Annotated in this window: 13 protein-coding genes and 1 pseudogene; 3 read left to right on the forward strand and 11 right to left on the reverse strand. The window is 61.8% G+C overall.

All coding sequences use genetic code 11. The features are described from left to right. Nucleotides 1-21: 21 nt before the first annotated feature. Both CI15_RS25420 and CI15_RS25430 read right to left on the reverse strand, forming a co-directional pair. The gene (locus tag CI15_RS25420) at nt 22-2,349 is read right to left on the reverse strand and encodes a DUF3141 domain-containing protein (protein ID WP_062132948.1); all 2,328 of its coding nucleotides are present in this window, start codon (nt 2,347-2,349) and stop codon (nt 22-24) included. 636 nt (nt 2,350-2,985) lie between these two features. Further along, entirely contained in the window at nt 2,986-3,663 is a 678-nt protein-coding gene (locus tag CI15_RS25430; RefSeq protein WP_062132954.1) for a TetR/AcrR family transcriptional regulator, read from the reverse strand. Between CI15_RS25430 and CI15_RS37045 the strand changes: the two genes are divergently transcribed. Next, entirely contained in the window at nt 3,662-4,234 is a 573-nt protein-coding gene (locus CI15_RS37045) for a hypothetical protein (RefSeq protein WP_161950063.1), read from the forward strand. The two genes, CI15_RS25430 and CI15_RS37045, sit on opposite strands and share 2 nt — an antisense overlap. A 1,073-nt stretch (nt 4,235-5,307) precedes the next feature. Beyond that, nucleotides 5,308-5,536: pseudogene (locus CI15_RS38290) on the forward strand (DDE-type integrase/transposase/recombinase); the annotation flags it as partial. A 235-nt stretch (nt 5,537-5,771) separates the two neighbouring features. Here the strand turns inward: CI15_RS38290 and CI15_RS25445 are convergent. The 7 genes from CI15_RS25445 to CI15_RS25475 all read right to left on the reverse strand — a co-directional run bounded on the left by CI15_RS25445 (nt 5,772) and on the right by CI15_RS25475 (nt 16,479). Continuing rightward, nucleotides 5,772-6,743: an alcohol dehydrogenase catalytic domain-containing protein gene (locus tag CI15_RS25445; RefSeq protein ID WP_161950064.1), complete on the reverse strand. Its 972-nt coding sequence runs from the start codon at nt 6,741-6,743 to the stop codon at nt 5,772-5,774. Nucleotides 6,744-6,811: 68 nt separating this feature from the next. Further along, nucleotides 6,812-7,681 (reverse strand): 4Fe-4S dicluster domain-containing protein, encoded by an 870-nt coding sequence (locus CI15_RS25450; protein WP_062132966.1) that lies wholly within the window; start codon nt 7,679-7,681, stop codon nt 6,812-6,814. A 10-nt stretch (nt 7,682-7,691) separates the two neighbouring features. Continuing rightward, nucleotides 7,692-10,670, reverse strand: a complete 2,979-nt coding sequence (locus CI15_RS25455; RefSeq protein ID WP_062132969.1) for a molybdopterin-dependent oxidoreductase — start codon at nt 10,668-10,670, stop codon at nt 7,692-7,694. A gap of 278 nt (nt 10,671-10,948) precedes the next feature. Further along, entirely contained in the window at nt 10,949-11,653 is a 705-nt protein-coding gene (locus tag CI15_RS25460) for an OmpW/AlkL family protein (protein WP_062134154.1), read from the reverse strand. 725 nt (nt 11,654-12,378) lie between these two features. Then, nucleotides 12,379-14,391 carry an acyl-CoA synthetase gene (locus tag CI15_RS25465; RefSeq protein ID WP_062132972.1) on the reverse strand — a complete coding sequence of 671 codons (2,013 nt, stop codon included), beginning with the start codon at nt 14,389-14,391 and terminating at the stop codon, nt 12,379-12,381. Beyond that, nucleotides 14,388-15,344 (reverse strand): fumarylacetoacetate hydrolase family protein, encoded by a 957-nt coding sequence (locus CI15_RS25470; RefSeq protein ID WP_062132975.1) that lies wholly within the window; start codon nt 15,342-15,344, stop codon nt 14,388-14,390. The genes CI15_RS25465 and CI15_RS25470 overlap by 4 nt, the downstream gene beginning before the upstream one ends. Before the next feature lie 34 nt (nt 15,345-15,378). Continuing rightward, nucleotides 15,379-16,479, reverse strand: coding sequence for a VOC family protein (locus CI15_RS25475; RefSeq protein ID WP_062132976.1), 1,101 nt, complete (start codon nt 16,477-16,479; stop codon nt 15,379-15,381). 126 nt (nt 16,480-16,605) lie between these two features. Between CI15_RS25475 and CI15_RS25480 the strand changes: the two genes are divergently transcribed. After that, nucleotides 16,606-17,355, forward strand: a complete 750-nt coding sequence (locus CI15_RS25480) for a TetR/AcrR family transcriptional regulator (RefSeq protein ID WP_062134157.1) — start codon at nt 16,606-16,608, stop codon at nt 17,353-17,355. A 66-nt stretch (nt 17,356-17,421) separates the two neighbouring features. Here CI15_RS25480 and CI15_RS25485 read toward each other — a convergent pair whose 3' ends face one another. Both CI15_RS25485 and CI15_RS25490 read right to left on the reverse strand, forming a co-directional pair. Further along, nucleotides 17,422-18,174 carry a PqiC family protein gene (locus CI15_RS25485; protein WP_062132979.1) on the reverse strand — a complete coding sequence of 251 codons (753 nt, stop codon included), beginning with the start codon at nt 18,172-18,174 and terminating at the stop codon, nt 17,422-17,424. Beyond that, complete coding sequence (locus CI15_RS25490; RefSeq protein ID WP_062132982.1) at nt 18,171-19,766, reverse strand: PqiB family protein; 1,596 nt, start codon at nt 19,764-19,766, stop codon at nt 18,171-18,173. The genes CI15_RS25485 and CI15_RS25490 overlap by 4 nt, the downstream gene beginning before the upstream one ends. Nucleotides 19,767-19,817 lie beyond the last annotated feature (51 nt).

Below are 19,817 nucleotides of genomic sequence, written 5' to 3' on the forward strand. Positions count from 1 at the left end.
TTACAAAGAAGATGGTCGCGCTCATGACGGCGTATGCTCAAGCACCGCAACAGGCCGCGTTGCGGGCGGCGCGCCGAGCACTGCGCGAATGCGTTGCAACGCCTCCCATTGCTGTGCGGTCGGCGTCACGCTTTGCACGCGCGGATCGGCTAGCAGGCTGTCAAGCAACGTCAGCAGACGCTTGCGGTCTTTGGGTTTGACGAGCAGCGCCGGAAGCGTCGCGATGGCCTGCTGCGGCTCATAAGTCGCGATGAGCTCCTGTTCGCCGCGAATGCGCCGCCACTGATCGGGTGGCATGCTGGGCAGATACCCGGCGTAGGCTTCCACCAGTTCATGTTGTGTCGCAAGCCGCGCAAGCGGCAATGGCTCCCCACTGCGCCCAAGCAGGAAAGCTGCGCGCGCGACCGCTTCGTCGTAGCCGCCCTGTCCGATCGATGCGAGCGCCTCCTTCACGAAAGGCAGTTCGCGCGGGTTAGTAACCATGGATGCGGTGGCCTCGCGATCGCGATGCCGGTCCGCGAAATGGAGCAGGAAGGGGTTGGTGTAGACGCTGAAGAACAACGACTCGGCGCTGGCATCGCGCATCGCCCTGTAGTAGTCGAGCGAGGCGCTGATGATCTCCGAGCCGCGATGTTCGAGCTCGCGCCAAGGCCCGATATCGTCGGCATGCTGCCGGTTGGCTTTGGCTGCGTTGGCCGCCGGGCGCAGCCAGGCAAGCCACGGATTCAAGTCCGAGAATGCCCAGCGCTGGAAACGTAGCGGATGAAAATCGCGCAAGAACCGCGCAGTGGTCTCGTTCGACGTCCGCTGCACGTAGGGCTGCACGAGCAGTTCATAAGCGCGCTGGTTGAATTCGGAAAGCTCGGCGACGGCCTCGAAGGGCTTTTCGTCCTCGCGCCTGAACCGGTTGAAACGCTGCGCGATCTCCTCAAGACGATGTTCAACAAATGTCACTTCGTATACGACCTTCCCGTCGGCGCCGTTCACCTCGTCGATCAGCATCGCGTAGAGTCCCGGCGCGAGCGTCTCGATTGCCTCGAGCACGTTGACGATCTGCGCATGCTCCTTCTTCGCCACCTTGCCAGACACAAAAACGCCAAGATGTCCTGCATCCTCGTCCATCAGTCCTATGATGACCTGGCCGCGCGCCTTGATTTCCTCGGTGCTGCCATAGAGGTCGGCCACCCAGTTGAACGCCTGCTGCGGCGGCGTGATGTTGTCACCCATCGAGGCGAACAGGATGATCGGCGAGCGGATATCCCGCAGATCGAACGCCTTACCTGACACGCCGCGCACTTCGCCCGACCAGAGCCTGTTACCGATGAACAGATTGCGCGTGATCCATTCGATCTCTTCGCGGTTCATCAGGTAGTAGCCGCCCCACCAGCGCTCGAACTCGAGGAAGCGTGGCGGCTCCGTGTCGATGTTGTCGTACACGCGGTAGTACTTGTCCCACAATGTGTTGGCCGGGTTCAGGTACTCGAAGTTCTGCACGAGAAATGCGCCGTCGAACTTGCCGTTGCCGAGATCGGAAGAAAACGACGCGAGCCACGTGCCGCCCAGTATCCCGCCTGCATAGCGCATCGGATTGTCGCCTGCGCCTTCGCTCCAGGCGCCGCTCCAGTACGACATGGGCGCGCCGTTGATGACGATGGGGCCAGTGTCTTCCGCCGACGAACTCGCCAGCATCATCGCGGCCCAGCCGCCCTGGCAGTTGCCGATGATCGCCGGCTTCGGACTATCGGGATGCAGCGAGCGCACTTTCCTGACGAACTCCTGTTCGGCGGCACATACGTCGAGCAGTGTCTGGCCAGGTTCGGGGTTCTGGAAGAACACGACAAAGTACACGGGATGGCCCGCACGCAATGCGACGCCGACCTGTGAATCGTCCTTGAAGCCGCCAATGCCCGGGCCGTGACCCGCGCGCGGATCGATGATCAGATAGGGCCGTTTTTTTTCGTCGACGATCACGCCTTCGGGCGGCTTGATGTACAGCAGCGCATAATTGACAGGGCGCACGAAATGCCTGGCGTCGAGCACGACGTCATAATCGAAATGGAGCGCGGGCTTGAGTTCCTGCGCAGTGCGTTCGACGTATTGCGTGCCGCGCTCGCGCATCGTGTCCCAGAACAGGAGCGAGCGCTGCGCGACGTCGACGGCGTAATGCCATGCGCTCAGGGGATTGAGTTGCGCTGCGAACAGGTTGTGATCGCGGCTGGCGTCGCCGTCGACGGCTGCGCGCAACCGTTTCCCGTATTGCTCCAGAGCGTTCTGCGTGCGCTTTTCCAGCACGTGCGTGATCTTCCCGGAAATTTCCTGACTGCGGGCCAATTGCGTGGCTGCATCCATGACACCATCCTCCTTCCGACATTGATTGAGGCCGCGCCAGCGGCCGCCCCGATGTCTGCTCGCGGGCTCGACCGTGCGCGCGCACCGATACGCATGCAACTCTTGCAAGATACTCGCGAGGCATGGACCTGTATTGACGCAGATCAATGTCATTGATGATCCAATCATTAATGATCAACGCATACACTTCAGGCGTTGGAGCAACGGCTCCGACTGACGCGTGGATAGCTTGCGAAAGGAGTCGGCGGTTGCTTCATTCCACGATAGCTGTAGCGTCGCCATACCGCGTTTCACTCCGACGCGCCTGTCGCAGGAAACGGACTATGCCAGTCCATCCAGTCGTATGAGTCGCTGTGGTGCGCCCATGCCCAGGTCCTTGCCGGAGTGGGAATGTTCGCCCCGACGACATGGTTCGACGCCAAACCCGCGTCGCTCCGATCACTCGTACCGCTTCGGTGATCGATAATCCGGAAATTCGTGTGGTCGTAAAACATGGTTATCTCCTTTGACAGCTTGACATACACAACTTCTGGCGCCGACCGCACGAAACCGAGGGGCTATGTCGGGGCGCCGCGTTCTGACGATCGACAGGCTGAGCACGGAACAGCGCGTTATCCTGGGCAGTTGCTTTCAGTTTCATCGCGCAGGACGCTTGTCACGGATATCGTCGACGCCCGCGTGATGATCGGCTTGCTGCATTTGTTCCGGTTGTGGCCACAATACGTACGAAAAAAATCCTGCAAGCACGGTTCGCGTCACGTCGTCACTCGCCGTCTCCGGATCGCACATTCTGGAAAGCTGCACGCCATCGCACAGGCTCACCAGGCCGAGCGCGAGCGCGTCCGGTTGCAGGGCCAATGGCCTGCCGTCGCGCTCCGACAACCTGCTGACGTACGCGCTGATCTGCTCGAGCTTTTCATGCCGGAATGCGTTAAAGCGCTCCTGAAACCAGGCGTCTCGACAGGCGAGTAGTTTTGCTTCGACCCAAAGCAGAAAAAGGTCTTGATCACCAGAATCCCGGCTGTAGTACGCGATCGCGCGCGCCTTCGTTTCCGCGGGCGTGCCGCCCTTTACCATGATCGCCTGCAGCTTCGCCAGGACGCTATCGTGGTCCCGGCGAAGCAACTCAAGCAGCAGGTCCGGCTTACCGTGGAAGTTCGAGTAGAACGCGCCCCGCGTGTAGCCGGCGGCCTCGGCGATGTCCTCGACGCTTGCGGCCAATCCCTTTTTGAGGAAAATCTTCCGCGCAGCGCCGAGCAGGCGCTCTCGCGTTTGCTCCCTGCGCTGTGCGTGTGTCAGGCGTTCCCGTTTCATGGCATACCGTACCGATCAGATCGCTATCTGCGCCGGCATCACACGCACGCACGTGTCAGACGGCGGCTTGCACCATATTCATTGCACAAAGGATTTGACAATGACACGCCCCAACCCGGCAGTTCCCGCAGGCCTGGGGGTCGATTCTTCACTGGAACTGCTGCGCCCGCAGCAAATCAAATTCGGCGCGGCAAATGTCGCTGAACCGGCCGAGGATGTCGATCGAACCGTCGGCGAGCATCTCGCGCAGTTGAAGGAACGTCCTTTTCGGGGCGTGGTACGTATCCGCAATCTTCCGGCCAACCTGATCGGCTTCTCGCGCAACCTCTGTCGAGGATTGGACACGTATACGGCTTATCTTCGCGAACAGACTGACGAGAGCAGCAAGGTCCGGCTCATCGTGCTGAAGTGCGTGGACATAGCAATGCGACGCCTCCTCAATGAACTCGTTATAAAGGTCCTGCCGGCGGACGCGATCGTGCGCAAGCCACTCTGCCTTGGCCTGCGTTCGTTGCGTGACAACGGATGTCAGGCCAGCGATCGATGCGCCGAACAGTGCCGCCATTGCTGATAGAAGCGTTGCGTTCACCAGGTTGCCTCGACGAACTCCACCAGCCCACCGAACTTGAGGCGGTCCCGGACATTCGAAGACGAAAGAATGCCGTCGTTCGACGATGTCCACGAACTCACCTGGCGCACCGGCTCGAGGTGACGTCTACCAGCGCTCCTCAATGAGTCGAGTGAAGCCCGCACCGCGGGCGCAAGGCGAGTGTCCCCTAAGCGGACGAACCGCTGAGTGAGTTCAACGGCCTCGCGCCAGGTGCACCGGGGAGTGAGTAAAGCGACGAACGGCCTGATGCCATGGCTGCGAATGACCCTATATCGAGGGCTCTGCCCGATCGGTTCTCGCGTGACTCCAGCGCGCACACGTGCTCGCTGTTGCTGTACCTGCATGATGTTCCCCGCAATTTCCCGACTACGCGCCAGCCGCGTGGCTGCGTCCATCACACCGCCCTCCACTGTGAGATCGGTTACGCCTTCATAGTGACATTAAACTCAATATTGATCGTTATGTCAATATTCTCAATAAAATCTCCATTGACGTGAACGCAGACGGCGGAACCGTCATACCGAACAGCGGAATGACCTGACTTGGAAGCGTCTTATCCCCGACGCACCCATCACAGACATCAAAACGGGCGCGAGTCGAAGCGGACGTCCGCAGCCGAGTGCCGCAAAAGAAGCCAGTCGCTGGTGCTTCGCGTTGCGTATCGCCATGGAATATCAGACCGACGCGCATCCAGCCGACCAAGTTCCTGCCGGCCCGGCCCGGTCGGGCGCGGCGCGAGCCTCGCTCTGTCCTGTCCCGTCCATGTGGGGGGCGCCCTTCCCATCTGCGGTCCAGCCAAACTCCCGCGGAACGTAGCCCGCAGCCATCTTGAGAATGTGTGTAGCCGAGGTTCAGATGCGTGTGGAGCGGATTCGTACCACTGTGCAGCTTCGTCACGCCGTGCGTACGCACGCCATTCAATGCGCCGGTCGTCGGCGTGGTCGACATCGGGATAAAAGCTCAAGCTGGTGGAGACTGCCGTCATCGGCGTGACGCAAGGCGGGCATCACCGGGACTATCTCATGGAGCGTGGGACCAACGAGCATGACGCCGAACTCGACGTGCCGGTGCAAGAGCGGCGCGGCAACGCTGCGGCAACGCGCTTGTTCCGGCGGGTGCGGGGGTTCAAACCCGGCGCCGCGCCGGATCGTTACCGACCAGCTGTGCAGTGATCCGGCGGCAAAGGCTATCCCCGAGCTCGGCTCAGGTAAAGCACGTGTTGTCAAAGCGGCCGCACGCGTGACCAACCGCGCCGAGAACAACCGGATGGGGCCGAAGTATGAGAGTAACGCCTGCGTGCGATGGGTCGCGACAGCCGCACATCTGGCGGCCGTGCCTTCGGATCGGGTGGCGGCTCCAGACGCGGATGAATGTGGCATGTCATCACGCTCTGGCTAAAGAAAGCTTGCCATATGGCATAGCTGGACTGTCCCTTCCGGAGTCGAGATGGCTATTTGAAAAGGATAACTACGCTTTAGCCACAGGTAGTCTGCGCCCGTCAACTTGATAGAGCCCCGGTAGGAAGCAGGATCGCGCGCCCTTTCCTGTGCCGGGCGGCGTGCTCGAACGCCAGGTCTGCACTGGCAAAAGGCACCGAGACGCCGACGGACAGTCTCAGCGCGCCCCTCGCGAGGAACTGGTACAGCATGTCGAGAGCGCCTTCGTCCGGTTGGAACACGATCCAGCGGTAGCGGGCGCCCGTTGCGCTGGCCAGCGATTGCATAAACCGCCAGTCCTGGCGTGAACGCCAGGCTCCCGACAGAAGACCGCAACGGTCGATGTGTCCCAGCAGGGGATGAACGGTCGTAGCGTATCCCAGGGCTCCCTGCCGGAGGCGGCCAAGAAGGGTTGCCTCATCTTCCCAGGCGCCGAAATTCAGGCCGGCATCGAAATGATCGGGCAGTTCCTCCAGGTGGCAGCGGGTTCTGTCCCATACTGCTGTCGCGCCGAGATTCCGGCAGAGTTCGATATTTGCCGTGCTGCAGATGGCGGTGACTGAAGCCCCCAAGGCCGCAAGGATCTGAAGCGCCAACTGGCCGAGCCCCCCCGATGCACCGTGTACCAGCACCTTCTGGCCTTTTGCATTGCCTTCATTGATCCCAGCGCCGCGCAGCGCCAGCCAGAGCGTGGTAAAAGTATAGGGAAAAGCCGCCAGTGCCGTGGAGGCAAGACCATCGACCGCCGGCCGCGCCAGGCGAGCGTCCACCGTCAGGTGCGTGGCATGCGCACTGCCTTTCCTGCCAGTAGGCACCAACCCCATGACCCTGTCGCCCGGTCCACACTGGCCGACACGGGCGCCGACGGAAACGATCTCTCCGGCAAAGTCGTTGCCGAGGACCAGAGGAAACTTTCCTGCCCCCTTGTGGCTCAGCAGACGCTGGCCGTACCCCCTGGCGCGCTTGACGTCGATGGGATTGACTGAAGTGGCGTCGACCCGGACCAGAACCTCGCCTTTTCCGGGTCGTGGCATCGCGGTCCTTCGGGTCTCCAGTCGGATGGGGTCCGCTGGTCTCAGGCAAAGCAGCTTCGTTGCAGTGCTCATGATGGCGCGACCTCGACGTCGTTCGTCGAGTGGACAAGCCTGACTTCGCCCAGATAAACGCTTTCGCCCAGTTCGCATTTGCGCCAGGCGTTGCCGTGGGCATGACGGATTTGGACCCGGTAGAGCCCGCTTCCCTTCGCGAGACCGGCGAACCGGAAATCGCCAAAGCCGTCTGAAACAGTTTCGGCCATCTTCTGATTGCCGACGTACAGCACGACGACCGCATCGGTGACGCACTCGACCACGTCTCCCATCCGGGTGCTGACGCTTCCGCCAATGAAGCAGGTTTCCCAGCGCTCGAGGCCGCTGTACCACACGCGCGGCTTTGTACCCAGGTTGGGCCGCAATACCTTGAGTCCCTCCCGCCGGGCCTTCTCGGCCATCGCTGCGTCATCGAGCCTGAGCGTCTCGAACACTTCAGTGGGGCACGATTGCTGGCAACGCGGCTGGGGCCACCCCTGGTCGAGCAGGTGGGCATCGAAGATCCAGGTCTGCGGCAGTTGCAATTCTTCGTTCCAGACGATCGCCTTGTACGGGCAGGACTTCACGATATCCTTCCGGCCCCGCGCCTTGTCCGGATCGATGATGACGATGCCGTCGGCGCGCTTGCGAATGGCATCACCGCCCACCCGCATGCACGGCGCTTCATCGCAGTGGTTGCACATCACCGGCAGATAGGTGGTCTCGACCATATGGGCGTCGCCCTGAACACGGCGCAGGATGCGCACGGGACTGCCGGCATTGGCCGCGGCGGGTGCGGCATAACCGGGGAAGTCGTTGCCGACGTGCTCGTCCCGCGCGGCAATGACGCAGTTCTGACAGTTCTCGCAACGTCCGACCTTGATAACCAGATTCCACTTGCTCATTCCATGTTCCTCACGCTGCGCGGCCGAGCATGAACGCCTCGGCACCTCGCCACTTTTCGACCTGCACAAGGCAGGAGTTGGGGCTCATGCTGCTCGTGCCGGCGGTTTGAGAACGGTCGGGAGTCAGCATATTCATGCAGCCGCCGATTTCGACGCGCTCGCCGTCGATCTCGATCAGTTTGAATTCGGCGCTCGCCTCGTACGACTTGACGACTCCCGCGTTGACAAGCGGCGAGACGTCGGCCGCGCAGATCACTGCGCCCCGGTCGTTGTAAACCTTGACGAGGTCGCGATGGGCAATGCCTCGAATGGTTGCGTCTGCCCTACTCAGCCTCAGTAGCCAGAAGCGGTGCCCGCCGATCAGCGCGCGATGGTCCTCGATGCTGTTAACCGCGGAATTCTTGCCGTCGCTATGGGTGTGGAAGCTGTAACGGCTGTGAGTGGCAATCAATTGCAGCGGATAACGCTGAGCGAGGTCCGAGCGCAGCCCCTCCCACGAGGGGATATATCGGTTGAGCGCCGGCCGATCGGGATTGTCCGCGGTATGCCGCTTCAGCAACTCGGGCACGAACTCCAACTTGCCGCTCGGCGTCTGCAGGCCCATGCCGAATTTTTCTGCGAACTGGGACGGCAGTGGATGCGGTTCGTGAAGGTCTTTCCGCCGGCCTTCCGCGAACCAGCGCATGTCCACAGGGTGGCGCAACTCGGGCTTCTCTGGCGGCACGACGAAATAGCCCTTGCGACAGAACTCGCGCCACGAAATGTGATCGGGCAGATCCGAAGAGTCAAAGACCCGCTTGACCCAGTCCAGTTCGCTGCATCCCTCGGTGAACACCCCGCCCAGGCCCAGCCGGGTCAGGATGGCGGTGAAGATGTCGTAGTCCGAGCGGGACTCGCCCAAAGGCTCGATGCACTTGTGCTGGAGCGTCATCATACGATGATTGACCGTGCTGAATCCATGGTGCGCATAGCCACCGGAGTTCGACCATTCGCCGATGTCCCAGCGCTCCAGCGCAGTGCACGCAGGCAGGATGAGGTCGGCAAACTGGGCCTCGCCCTCCATCCAGATCGACTGGTTGACCACGCACTCGATGCTGGGGTGCCGGTAGGCGTCGGCCCAGCGCCCGGAATTTGTCACCGTGCTGAATGCGGACCCGCCGTAGCGATAGATCATGTGGATCGGCGAATACCCGGGCATCGGGTAGCTGTACGGCGCGAACTGGGCTTCCTGCGACATGCCGTCCCAGAGGTAGCCCGTGGCATGGCCGTTGATGATGGCGTCGGGAAGTTGCTGCCGCGGGACCATCTGCCTGACGGGATTCATGGTCAGGATGTGCGGCATACGCTGGTAATTGTTGACCGCATTGGCGGTCCACGCCAGGTCGCCGGAAATGCCGCCGTCCGCGTAGCCGGGGAAATAGAAATGGAGGTCGTGGGGAACACCGACTTCAAGGCAGCCGAAATTGACCCCCGGCTTACCCCAGCCCTGCATCGCCATCATCATGATCATGCATCGCGCCCATTGGGCTCCCGTCGCGCCACGGCCCGCACCACCGAATCCCGCACCGGTCATCCCGACGGCCAGATGCACCTTCCTGTTTCCCCACAGGCGCGCAAGCGCACGGACGTCCCTGGCAGGCACCCCGGTCTCGCTCTCCTGCCACTCGGGCGTCCTGGGAACCCCGTCGGTTTCGCCCAGAAGATAGGCCTTCCAGTCGTCGAACCCGGTCGTGCGGGTGGCAACGTAATCCTTGTCGTACAAGTCCTCCACGGCCCACACGTACATGATGGCGGTCGCAAGCGCAGCGTCAGTTTGCGGTCGGACGGGAATCCAGCGCCCGCCCAGCAACTGGGCAGTGGGATTGCAGTGCGGGTCGATATGAACGAACTCGATGCCGAGTTCCTTGGCCCACAGGCGCCGCGGCGTTCCCTCGAAGCCCGCATAGGCCCCGTTGGTGCTCTCGGGATCGCAGGACCAGAAGACGATCATCTCCGCTTCCTTGAGGCAATCCTCGACGCCGCCATAGCCGGATGGCACGCCGATGCGCATCGAGTTGCCGAAATGATGCATGGCGCCCCAGTACCAGCCTTCCCAGCTGTCCGGATTGGCGGCGACCCGGGTGAAGCCGATCAGGTTGGCAAAGCGCGTCAGCGCGCTGAGGTAGTAGCCCACATTGCCCCACTGGTGATGGGACGACATGGGGAAGGTGATGGAACCGGGACCGTGAACGCGCTTCTGCCGGTTGATTTCCTTCGCGACAATGTCCAGCGCCTCGTCCCAGCTGATACGCACGTAGCCTGATTTGCCGCGGTTCTGGGGATTGCGTTCGCCGTCAGGGTCGAAATCGACCCGCTTCATGGGATGAAGGATGCGCTTGTCGGAGTAGACCAGTGACTTGAGCGTCAAGGCGTGGGGCGCGACCAGGCCACGCCGTGGCGGGCTGAAGCGGCGTCCGCGTGCCTCGATCACCCAGCTAGGCGCATCCGTGCTGTCCAGATCGATGGGGGTCACCCGCACCACACGGTCGTCCTTGACATAGACGAACAGAGGCCCGCCGTTGGTGCAGGTGGTGTAGCGGCGGGTGCCGTCGCGCATGGGCGTGCCCATCGGCAGGCCGACGGTCTGCATCATGCTCAGGGTTTGCAATAGCCAGACCAGCAGTTCGTCCTCGCCCTCGGTGACCACCTTGAAGTTCTTCGCGGCGTGGATGATTTCGCCCTGATCCGGCCTGGGCGACAGGAACTTCAGGGCGGTGCCCACGTCCTTGAAGGCCATGCGCACGTCGGGCCGCCGATGCCTGCCGGCGCGCGACCGGACGCGCCCGTTCCTGAACGTGATGACGCGACCGATGCTTTCATCCATGAGTCCGATCCAGGCCACGAGGTCGCGCTCCTTCAGGCGATCACGATAGGCGGGAAAGCGGCGTGCCGTCAGGTCAATCACCTTGGGCAAGGCAAAAAGAATAGTCTTGAGGACCTGTCGTTTCATTATCCGATCCAAAGGGAAGCTTTGCTGCTCAAGCGGTGACATGACGGCATGACTGAAGGCTTCCCCGAGCGTGCGAGCAGCCCGGACGAGCGTGGTCATGTCGGCTGTGTGTCAGAGACCCGGAATCGCCGGGCCCCTTTGCAGCAGCGTGTGTCGCAATATGTGTAATCGACCGTGAGGTCGCGGCCCACGATCAGGTCCGGGTGGTAAAAAAATAACTTCAGTGTCTTTGATGAGCGTTCAAACCCCTCGATTGGCACATCGACGACCCGTACGCCCTAGAACGTATAGGCGACGTTCAGGAAGACGTTAAGCGGATTGAGCCGGAGCGTCGACTTGGAAACGATCTGCGTTCCGGTTGCGGTCTGCCCGTATAACGTCAGGTGGGTCTTCACCGGAACGTAGCCGAGAGAGGCTCCGACCGACCAGTGTTTTGTAATCGCGTAATTTGCTCCGGCCTCGAATACTGGATTCCACGATGAACTGAGTGACGCGTGTGCCGAGCCGCCTGGACCGAGGCTATCAGTGACAAACTGGCTATTGGTCGTCCGAACCTGGGTGAACCACGTATAGTTCACGCCGAGCCCTATGAACGGACGGAATTTCGATTCGGCTGAAAACAGGTGGTATCGAAGTTCGATGGCAGGCGGCATCGGCCTTGTCGTGCCGAGGTTGCCATACTTCTGTAGCGTCCCGTCGCCAACCAGATTCACCTTTATCGGTAGTCCAAAAAGCATGGCGACACCAATGTTGTCCGTGACGTAGTACTCGGTGGTAATTCCCACCGTATCCGTTGAGCTCGCATGCGCTCCGCTACCAGATAGCTGCTGATTCACCGCTACGCCGCCAATGCTTTCCACGGTTAGCGGTGTTGCGTCGCCCTGTGGCGCAACGTGAAGCCATCCTGTCGACAGCGTTATGCTTCCGGCAGACTGCGCATGGGCATTGTCGATATGCGCAGCCGGGCAGATGCAAGCCGCCATACCGGCGGTGCTGATTATTCGCCTGTAATTCTTCACGTGTCGTCTCCTGTCTCGGTGTCTGGACGTTTTTATGAACCGGGTGCATGCCGTGAAACCAATCCGCACTCTGCCCCGGGGGGTTGTGTCGTTCTCCATAGTCTTCGTCCGGCTATGAAGATCAACGGTACGGCCTATTACGTAGTCATACTAAGTAAGTAAATGACTGTACCGATATTTCGACCACCATTACCTCGTTGCAAACTCGTTTTGTAAAAAACGCTTTCGAGTGATCTTTGGGGTTCCCTCTGCACCGTACCCGCTGGTCCGTCCAGCTACCCGTCGTCTCTCCGTCCCGTATAGCTACTGATGCAGCTTGCCCTCAATCGCCATGCCCGCTAGTAAGCGCGCATCGCAAGGCGTTCAGCCTCGGGCGGGAACACACACCACGCACCGTCGCGGTGCCGGAAGAAAAACAGTCCAACCGGGCCTGTCGGTAGCATCAGTTCGATACGCACATGGTGTTTCCGATTCGAGCCCGCATGAGCGAATCGCGTAACCCGAACCGGCGCCGCAGAAGTTGGACCGAGCCATTTTTCAACAAGCGAACGCAAGGATCTTTCCGAGGTAGTACACATTCTCTTTCCCATCAAAATCGTTTTGAGCTCTTGACTCATGCCACCGGCGTCTCGGGTACGGTACCGGCCACTTGCACGTGACCCACGTTTCCGCGAATGTCTTTGCTCCTGTTACCTTGGCCTCCCAGGCACCTCGGTCGCCTCCTGACTATCAAGATTGTTCGGTGGCTTCGCGGCAGCCGAGACCGAAAATGCGAACGGAAAGCGTCCGAGCGCGGAAGTCACCAATGCTTCCAGCGCAGGGTCCGGAAGGTCGACGTGCAGTGAAATCCCGCGCGAGCTGTCTTCAATGATGCTAACGGTTGCATCCTCGACGCCGGCCGCGACGAGTGCCGTCTTAAGCGCGTCTTCCGTTTCGCGCCGTCTCAGCGCCGGCTTGAATATCTTGCCGACGCCCGTGAGTGGCATCGCATCCACGATCCGTATTCCCTTTGGACACGCGGCACGCTCGTTGATCTCGTGACGCAGGAACTCCACGAGTTCCGCTTCGGTTGCGGTGGTGCCTGGTTTTAGCTGGACATAGGCGACCGGCAATTCACCCGCGTGCATATCGGGTCGACCCACGGCTGCGGCAATCTGGACTGCGGGATGGCGGTGAAGTGGTTCCTCGATTGCCGCAGGGTCGATGTTGTGTCCGCCACGGATAATCAGCTCCTTCTTCCGGCCGGTGAGCCAGAAATAACCGTCGGCGTCGCAACGGCCGATGTCTCCGGTATTGAGCCAGCGGCCGCCGTCACCCAGTTCCATCCAGATCCCGCAATTCTGTTCCGGCCTCGCATAGCCGCTGAACACGTTGGGACCGGAAATCACCAGTTGGCCCGGTTCGTTCACAGCGCAGTCACGCAGGTACCGTCCGTTTTCGTCGACGACCACGGCCTTCATCGCCTGACCGGGCAGAGGCAGGCCGATGGAACCGGGCCGCCGTTCGCCAAGCGGCGGGTTGGCGCTGCTGATGCAGGTGCCTTCCGTGAGGCCGTAGCCCTCGAGAATCCGGATTCCGGTGCGAGCCTGAAAACTACGCAGCAACTCCGCGGGCATCGGCGCGGCGCCGCAGAGCGCATATTCGAGCGAGCTGACGTCGCAGCCACCGATCGGCACGTCCAGTAGCGACCCGTAAAGCGTCGGCACGCCGCTGAAGAAATTGACACGATAGCGTTCCACGATCTGCCAGAAGCGCGCGACAACGCGCTCTGCGCGATATCCCTGCGGCGTACCGAGCACGACATGAGCGCCGCGCGAAAACGGCAGCAATCCCGTCACCATCGCTGCATTGACGTGAAAAAGCGGCAATCCGCAAAACATCGTCTTCCCGGGTCCCACGCTGTCGCCGAAAAACTGGCCCGCGCTCCATGCATTTGCCACCTCGTTGCCGTGCCGGCGCATTGCGATCTTCGGCAGACCGGTCGTGCCGCCTGTGCAAAAGAAGGAGGACACGTCGTCGGCTTTCATCTGGTACCTGGCGGTGAGCGAGGTGCTGGATTCGTATGCGATTGCCGCGTTGAAGTCGTGGACGACGAGGCGCGCTGGAATGTCGCGTGGCACGTCACCGCCATCGAGCGGCCTCGGGCATTCGACGCGTTGACGGTTAAAAGCCGTCGCTCGCCGTTCCCCCGTCACATGTTCGGCGAGATCGACGAGCACGACGTGTTTGAGCGACGGAATGTCGTCGAGGATCGAATTGACTTTTTGCCAGAGGTCGGTGCCCGGAAATGGCGCGAGCGTAACAAGCACGGTTGCACCTGACGCGTTGAGCAGCTCGCCGATCGCCGCGGCTTCGAGCAGCGGGTTGATTGCGCAGACAATTCCGACGGCCTCTGCACCCCAGATCACAAAATGTGTTTCTGGCAGATTGGGCAGCACGTACGCGACGACAGAGCCACGCTGTACACCGAGCCGCGAAAACATGTTCGCGGTGCGAGTGATGTCGCGCAGCAGCTCGGCATATGTCCAGCACTCGGGATTCGCGTAGTAGTCGTCGACTGTCGCGAAGAACGATAGAGCGGGTGCCGATGGATCGATGGCCGCGCCGCGGCAGATCATCTCGTACGTGTTCGTGGGCAGATCCGCGGGTTGTCCGTGCGCTTCCATAGCACGGACGTCCTGGATGTTCGCGACGCCTTTCATGGTGCCTCTGCGACCACGCGGTTCTGCTGCACGCCCAGATTGATCGAGCGGTCGTAGCTGATGATGCTCGCCTCCACGAGGTCCCCGACCTGCAGATACTTGGTCCGCTCGGCCTGCAGATTCAGGAACAGACGCCACTTTTCCGCTTCAGGCAACTGAGCGGCGGCCCGCTGCTTGTCGGGCGACGGAATGATTAACGCACAACCGGCCGGCGTGCCGGTCGCGAGCAGGTCGCCTGTGTGAAGATCCTGTACGCCTGAGAGCTCGGTCAGCGTCTCCGCGGGACCAAAGACGAGGCCCGCAGTAGTGTCGTTCTGCCGGACGGTTCCATTGACCGTCAGCGTCAGTACGAGCTCACCCAGCTTCGCAATTTCTTCCTTCTGCAGCAGACACAGATACGGGCCTACAGGGCCGAATGTCCGATAACTCTTGCCCTTGTAGAACTGCATCTGCGGAATCTGTATGTCGCGCGCCGAGTAATCATTCACGATCACCGCGCCCGCGACAAACTCGTGCAGGTTCTCGTCCGTCACAGTAACGCGGGAGGTGATGTCCCGTTTGAGGACAAGACCGAGTTCAATTTCGTAATCGAGGAACCGCACCTCTTCCGGCTTCACGAGCGGCGAGTCGGCCGCAACGATGCAACTCGTCGCCTTCGTGAAGATCATGTTGAACTTCTTCGCATCCGGGTCCATGCCGGATTCGATCATATGCTGGCGATAGTTCGCTCCCTGGCAGATGAACTGCTGATTCGCGGTCACGGGCGACAGCCATTGCACCTGCGACTCGGGAATCGTCGGCCCGTCAAGCAACAGCAGCCGTTCGACCGGGTTCGCCTCGATGAATGCGGCGGTCGATCTGAACTCGCCAGGTACCGGCGTGATTGCGCCATTCGCAACAACGCCCCACTGGGCGTGACCATCATGCAGGTAATGCAGAACGTGAACTGGCATTTCTAATCTCCGGATTCGATGAACATGTGTTGCTTCAGGCGAAAATTCTGGCGAGTGTCCTCAGCTTGGCCAGCGTGAGGTCGGGGCTGCGGCGCAGGTTGCGGACCAGTCCGGCGATGCTCACAGGGGTCAATTTTGGCTTCGTGAAGCTGCGCGGCATCGTCGGTCCCCACTGCGCCATCGCGTCGCGGCTCACCGCATGGATTCCGGTCGGCGCGTCCGCAGTGAACAGGTCGCCGTCGCAGTAGTGTTCGTGCTTGTCGCCCCACGGGTCCAGCCAGTAGTCGAAGATCTGACTGCCGAGAATATGCCGGCCGATTCCCCAGGCGTGGGTCCAGCCGCTATCGCGGAGAATGCGCTGCCCCATGCCGACCGCGTCTGCGTCGATGAGCTCATAAGCGCTGTGGCTGTATTTCGCGACAAATCCCTGAGCGAGCGCAAGCGTGTGATGGTCGGCGGGCTCGCCACCCAGGTCGAGGCGCATGAAGGCGACAGCGGGAGAGCCGTCGGGAAGCACCTGTACGTCGCTCGGAATGAAGCCGAAGTGCTGCGTGTACCACGCGCAGGTTTTCTGATAGTCGGCGAGTTCGAGCACCACATGCCCGAGGCGGACGATCTCCGGCGCGTGGCCGGGCGGTCGCTGGGTCCCGTTGACGCGGACCGTGGCATCGACGGAGTTGAAGGGCAACGGCAGCCGGTGAGGCAAGCTCGATGCCGGTGTCTGGCCCCAGAGCGCATCGACACGAAAACCTGAAGGATCGGTCAGCCTCACCACGAAGCCGCCGCCCGGCAACGACGAACGCTCGACCTCCGCCGCGCCCGGCAGTTTTTGCAGCGCGACCAGCTCGAGCCAACTGCCGACCTGCAAGCCGAACCCCACGAACCGCGATTTCGGCGCCCGGCGAACGACATAGCAAAAGTGCGAAGCGCCCGTGCCGCGCAGGAGTAACAACGCTTCGTCACGCGAGACCGTCTGCAGCCCGAAGTCGTTGAGGAAACGCTCGGCTTTTCCGAGGTCGAACCGATCGAACATCAGATAGGCCAATGCCGTCGCCTTCGCCGTCGGATTGGGATGACGCGCCGGCTGTTCAGTCGACAGTTCCGGTGCGGCACCGTTTTCGGTGGTCGTCTCCATAGTCTCTCCATCTGTTTCGTTAGACTGGCGTTCGGCGCCGTTAATGACATTAAACTCATCGCTGATCGTTTTGTCAATGCAGAGGTTTGAATCTATACTGTGTAAAACACCACATGTGACTCGATGATGACGACCACGACCAATCGCCGGACCTTAAAAAACTCGCCGCCCGCGGCGCCCTCGCCGGCCCCCGTCGCCGACGAACGGGAGCCGCGCGGTGCGCGCCGCAAACGTGAAACCCGCGTCCGTCTGCTCGATGCCGCGCTGAGGCTGATGGCCGAGAGGGGCATGGAAGGCGTCGCGATCAACGAAATCACCGAGGCCGCAGATGTCGGCTTCGGCTCCTTCTACAATCACTTCGAGTCGAAGGAGGCGATCTATTCGACGCTCGTCGACAATGTGTTCGAGGAATTCGCGGACATGCTCGATCGCCTCGCGGGCGGCATTTCGGACCCCGCGGAGGTCGTGGCGGTGTCGGTTCGTCACACCATCCTGCGTGCGCGACATGACCCGGTCTGGGGACGATTCCTGATTCGCGAAGGTTTCTCCGCGGGCACGTTGAGTCGCGGGCTAGGTCAGCGGCTGCTGCGCGACATCGGTAACGGTATCGACGCAAAGCGATTCGTCGTCGCCGACCCTTTGATTGGATTTCTGGCGGTGGGCGGCACGGTACTGTCGGCGATCGCGGCCGAACTGAACTACGTCGTGCCGGGCGCAGCCGCAGCGGGCCTCCTCGAAGAACTCGGCTTCGACGGCGGGCACCTTCCTGAGCGTACGGCGGCCATGTTGCTGCAGACACTTGGGCTCAAGCGCGCGGAAGCGGAAAAGGTCGCGGCGCGTCCGCTGCCCAGCGTCGAGGAAACAGTGGACGAATAGTGACGACAAGCGCGTGCGCGCCGCGTCCGGCGCACAGGGGCGCCGAACGGCGACCCGCATCGACCGTCACTCGACGACGTCCGGCAAAGCTTCTCTCGGCGCCTGCCGGGCAACGAACCCGGCGTCCGTTGATCGGGTGACATCGGGACAGGACAACGCGCCCGGTGCGCTGCTGCGCGACACGCGCGCAGCGCTGAACGGGGCGTCCGCCGGGTTCGCGGCGAGAGTCCGGACCGCCTGGGCGATTTGGGCGGCGATGATGGCGATCGCGCGCCGGTGCCCGTCGACGATCGCCTGATATCCGTCCGACACAGGTTCGCTTAACACGCTGTGGCAGGTCAGTGCACCGCCGCCATCTGACTTGCGCACGCTCCACACAACGTCGATCAGCACATGGGAGCGAGGCCACGATTCGAAACGCTCGACCTCCGCGGCGATCTGATAGACGGGAATGTCCGTGCCCTTCGCCGACGCGCCGCGCCCGCCGGTGTCGGCCTGCCGGCTGACGCCGGCAATGAGCGCGGAGCGTATCTCGTCCGCAAGCGACGAAGCCCATCGGTCGTCCTCCAGCACTTTTACCTGCTCCGCGTCGACCTGCACGACAAGCTGACTTCTCGCGACGGCGGCAGGCACTTTCACAGGCCGCACGTCGATGCGCCAGGCAGCGGTTGCGCTACTGCTCGCGAACGTCGCCGGTGCATCGGTTGCGAGCGTATAGAAGCGCGCTGACGGCGAAGCGCACGCCGTCAGAAGCACAAGGCCCGCGACGGCCACTGTGCGCGGCAGCGCACGTAGCGGCAAGCGTGAGATCCGGATCATGGCTGGTCTCCTTTCTTGCCGAACAGCAGCGCTTGCGGATGGCGCTCGAGGTAATCAGCGAGTGCATTGAGCGACTGCAAGGTACGTGTCAATTCCTGCATCGCATCCTGAATGTCGGACTGCATTGGAGCGGCCTGGTGCAGCGTCGTTTCGGCGGTGCTGAAGGTCTTTTGTGCGGCCGCCAGCGTGTCGCGCGCTTGCGGCACGACCTCCGTGTCCATATGACCGAACAGCTTGTTGGCGTTTTCGAGCGCGCCGTTCAGGTTGGCGCCGATCTTGTCGAACGGAACCTGGTTCAGCTTTCGGGCGATGTCCGCGACCTGCACCTGCAGCTCGTCGAGCGTATTCGGCACGGTCGGCAGTTCGATCGGATTGCGGCTCACATCGACGCTCGCGCGAGGCGCTTTCGGGAACATATCCAGCGCCACATAAAGCTGGCCGGTCAGCAGGCTGCCAGTGCGCAACTGTCCGCGCAGCCCCTCCGTGACGAGGTGCTGAAGCAACTCGTGACCGCCCGGCGTGTTGGGGTCGGGCAGCGCGTCGCTGGAGCGTCGGCTCAGGCGGTCGGGATAAAGCGCCATCGACACTTTCATGCTGAAGCTCTTCTGCGTTTCGCTGTATTCGATACCGATGCCGGTCACCTGCCCCAGCACGATCCCGCGAAGGTCCACCGGCGCGCCGACGGACAGTCCCCTGAGCGACTGGTCGAATCGCATCACCACATTGAGAGGCTGGCCGTCAGGCTCGCGCATCGCGTCCTGCTCGTCGGCCGCGAGCCGGAACTCGGCCTTGTCGGCCGCCGGCGGTCCGCCGTCCTGACCGACAGGTGTCTGAAACGCCAGCCCGCCGACCACGACGGTCGCGAGAGACTGCGTATTGAGCTTCAGACCGTTCGAATCGAGACGCAGATCGACGCCGCTTGCATGCCACCATCGCGTATGGGTCCCGACATACTGATCGAACGGAGCATTGACGAACACATTGACGATCACGCCGTCGCCGTGAGGGTCGAGCGAAAAGCCGACCACCTGCCCTGCCTGGATACGATGGTAGAAAACCGGGGCGCCGATATCGATCGAGCCGAGCGATTCGCCGCGCAGCGTGTACTGATGTCCCCGTTGCCCCGTCGTGACAATGGGCGGGTTTTCCAGTCCGACAAAGTCGCTTTGCGTGCCGGTCGAGCGCCCGATATCCGCGCCGATGTAGGCGCCTGATAGCAAGGTTCCGAGGCCCGAAATCCCGTTTGCTCCGACACGCGGACGCACGACCCAGAACCGTGTGCCTTGCGTCGCGAACTTCGCGGCGTTCTTGCCGAGCTGGATGCTCACGATCACTCGTCGCAGATCCTTCGACAGCGTGATGGCTTGCACCGAGCCGATGTCCACGTCCTTGTACTTGACCTTGGTCTTGCCCGCCTCCATGCCTTCCGCGTTATCGAAGGTGACGGTGATGACGGGCCCTTTTTCGGCGACCGATTTCGCCACGAGCGCAATGCCGATCAATGCGCAGATCAGCGGTACTAACCATATCAGGGAGGGCAGCCGGCGTTTGTGCGGCCGAAGTTCGGGGCTGGTCAGATTGGGAAGATGCATCGTTCGGGAGCTGTTTCAGAGAGTCCGGTTTGTTGAGAGGCAGCGCTGCGG

Source organism: Paraburkholderia monticola (assembly GCF_001580545.1).
Taxonomy (GTDB): domain Bacteria; phylum Pseudomonadota; class Gammaproteobacteria; order Burkholderiales; family Burkholderiaceae; genus Paraburkholderia; species Paraburkholderia monticola.

Coding starts and splice junctions, on each gene's coding strand:
- CI15_RS25420 (WP_062132948.1), bottom strand. CDS start 2,349: ATGGATGCAGCCACGCAATTGGCCCGCAGTCAGGAAATTTCCGGGAAG.
- CI15_RS37045 (WP_161950063.1), top strand. CDS start 3,662: ATGGCATACCGTACCGATCAGATCGCTATCTGCGCCGGCATCACACGC.
- CI15_RS25430 (WP_062132954.1), bottom strand. CDS start 3,663: ATGAAACGGGAACGCCTGACACACGCACAGCGCAGGGAGCAAACGCGA.
- CI15_RS25445 (WP_161950064.1), bottom strand. CDS start 6,743: ATGCCACGACCCGGAAAAGGCGAGGTTCTGGTCCGGGTCGACGCCACT.
- CI15_RS25450 (WP_062132966.1), bottom strand. CDS start 7,681: ATGAGCAAGTGGAATCTGGTTATCAAGGTCGGACGTTGCGAGAACTGT.
- CI15_RS25455 (WP_062132969.1), bottom strand. CDS start 10,670: ATGAAACGACAGGTCCTCAAGACTATTCTTTTTGCCTTGCCCAAGGTG.
- CI15_RS25460 (WP_062134154.1), bottom strand. CDS start 11,653: ATGGCGGCTTGCATCTGCCCGGCTGCGCATATCGACAATGCCCATGCG.
- CI15_RS25465 (WP_062132972.1), bottom strand. CDS start 14,391: ATGAAAGGCGTCGCGAACATCCAGGACGTCCGTGCTATGGAAGCGCAC.
- CI15_RS25470 (WP_062132975.1), bottom strand. CDS start 15,344: ATGCCAGTTCACGTTCTGCATTACCTGCATGATGGTCACGCCCAGTGG.
- CI15_RS25475 (WP_062132976.1), bottom strand. CDS start 16,479: ATGGAGACGACCACCGAAAACGGTGCCGCACCGGAACTGTCGACTGAA.
- CI15_RS25480 (WP_062134157.1), top strand. CDS start 16,606: ATGACGACCACGACCAATCGCCGGACCTTAAAAAACTCGCCGCCCGCG.
- CI15_RS25485 (WP_062132979.1), bottom strand. CDS start 18,174: ATGATCCGGATCTCACGCTTGCCGCTACGTGCGCTGCCGCGCACAGTG.
- CI15_RS25490 (WP_062132982.1), bottom strand. CDS start 19,766: ATGCATCTTCCCAATCTGACCAGCCCCGAACTTCGGCCGCACAAACGC.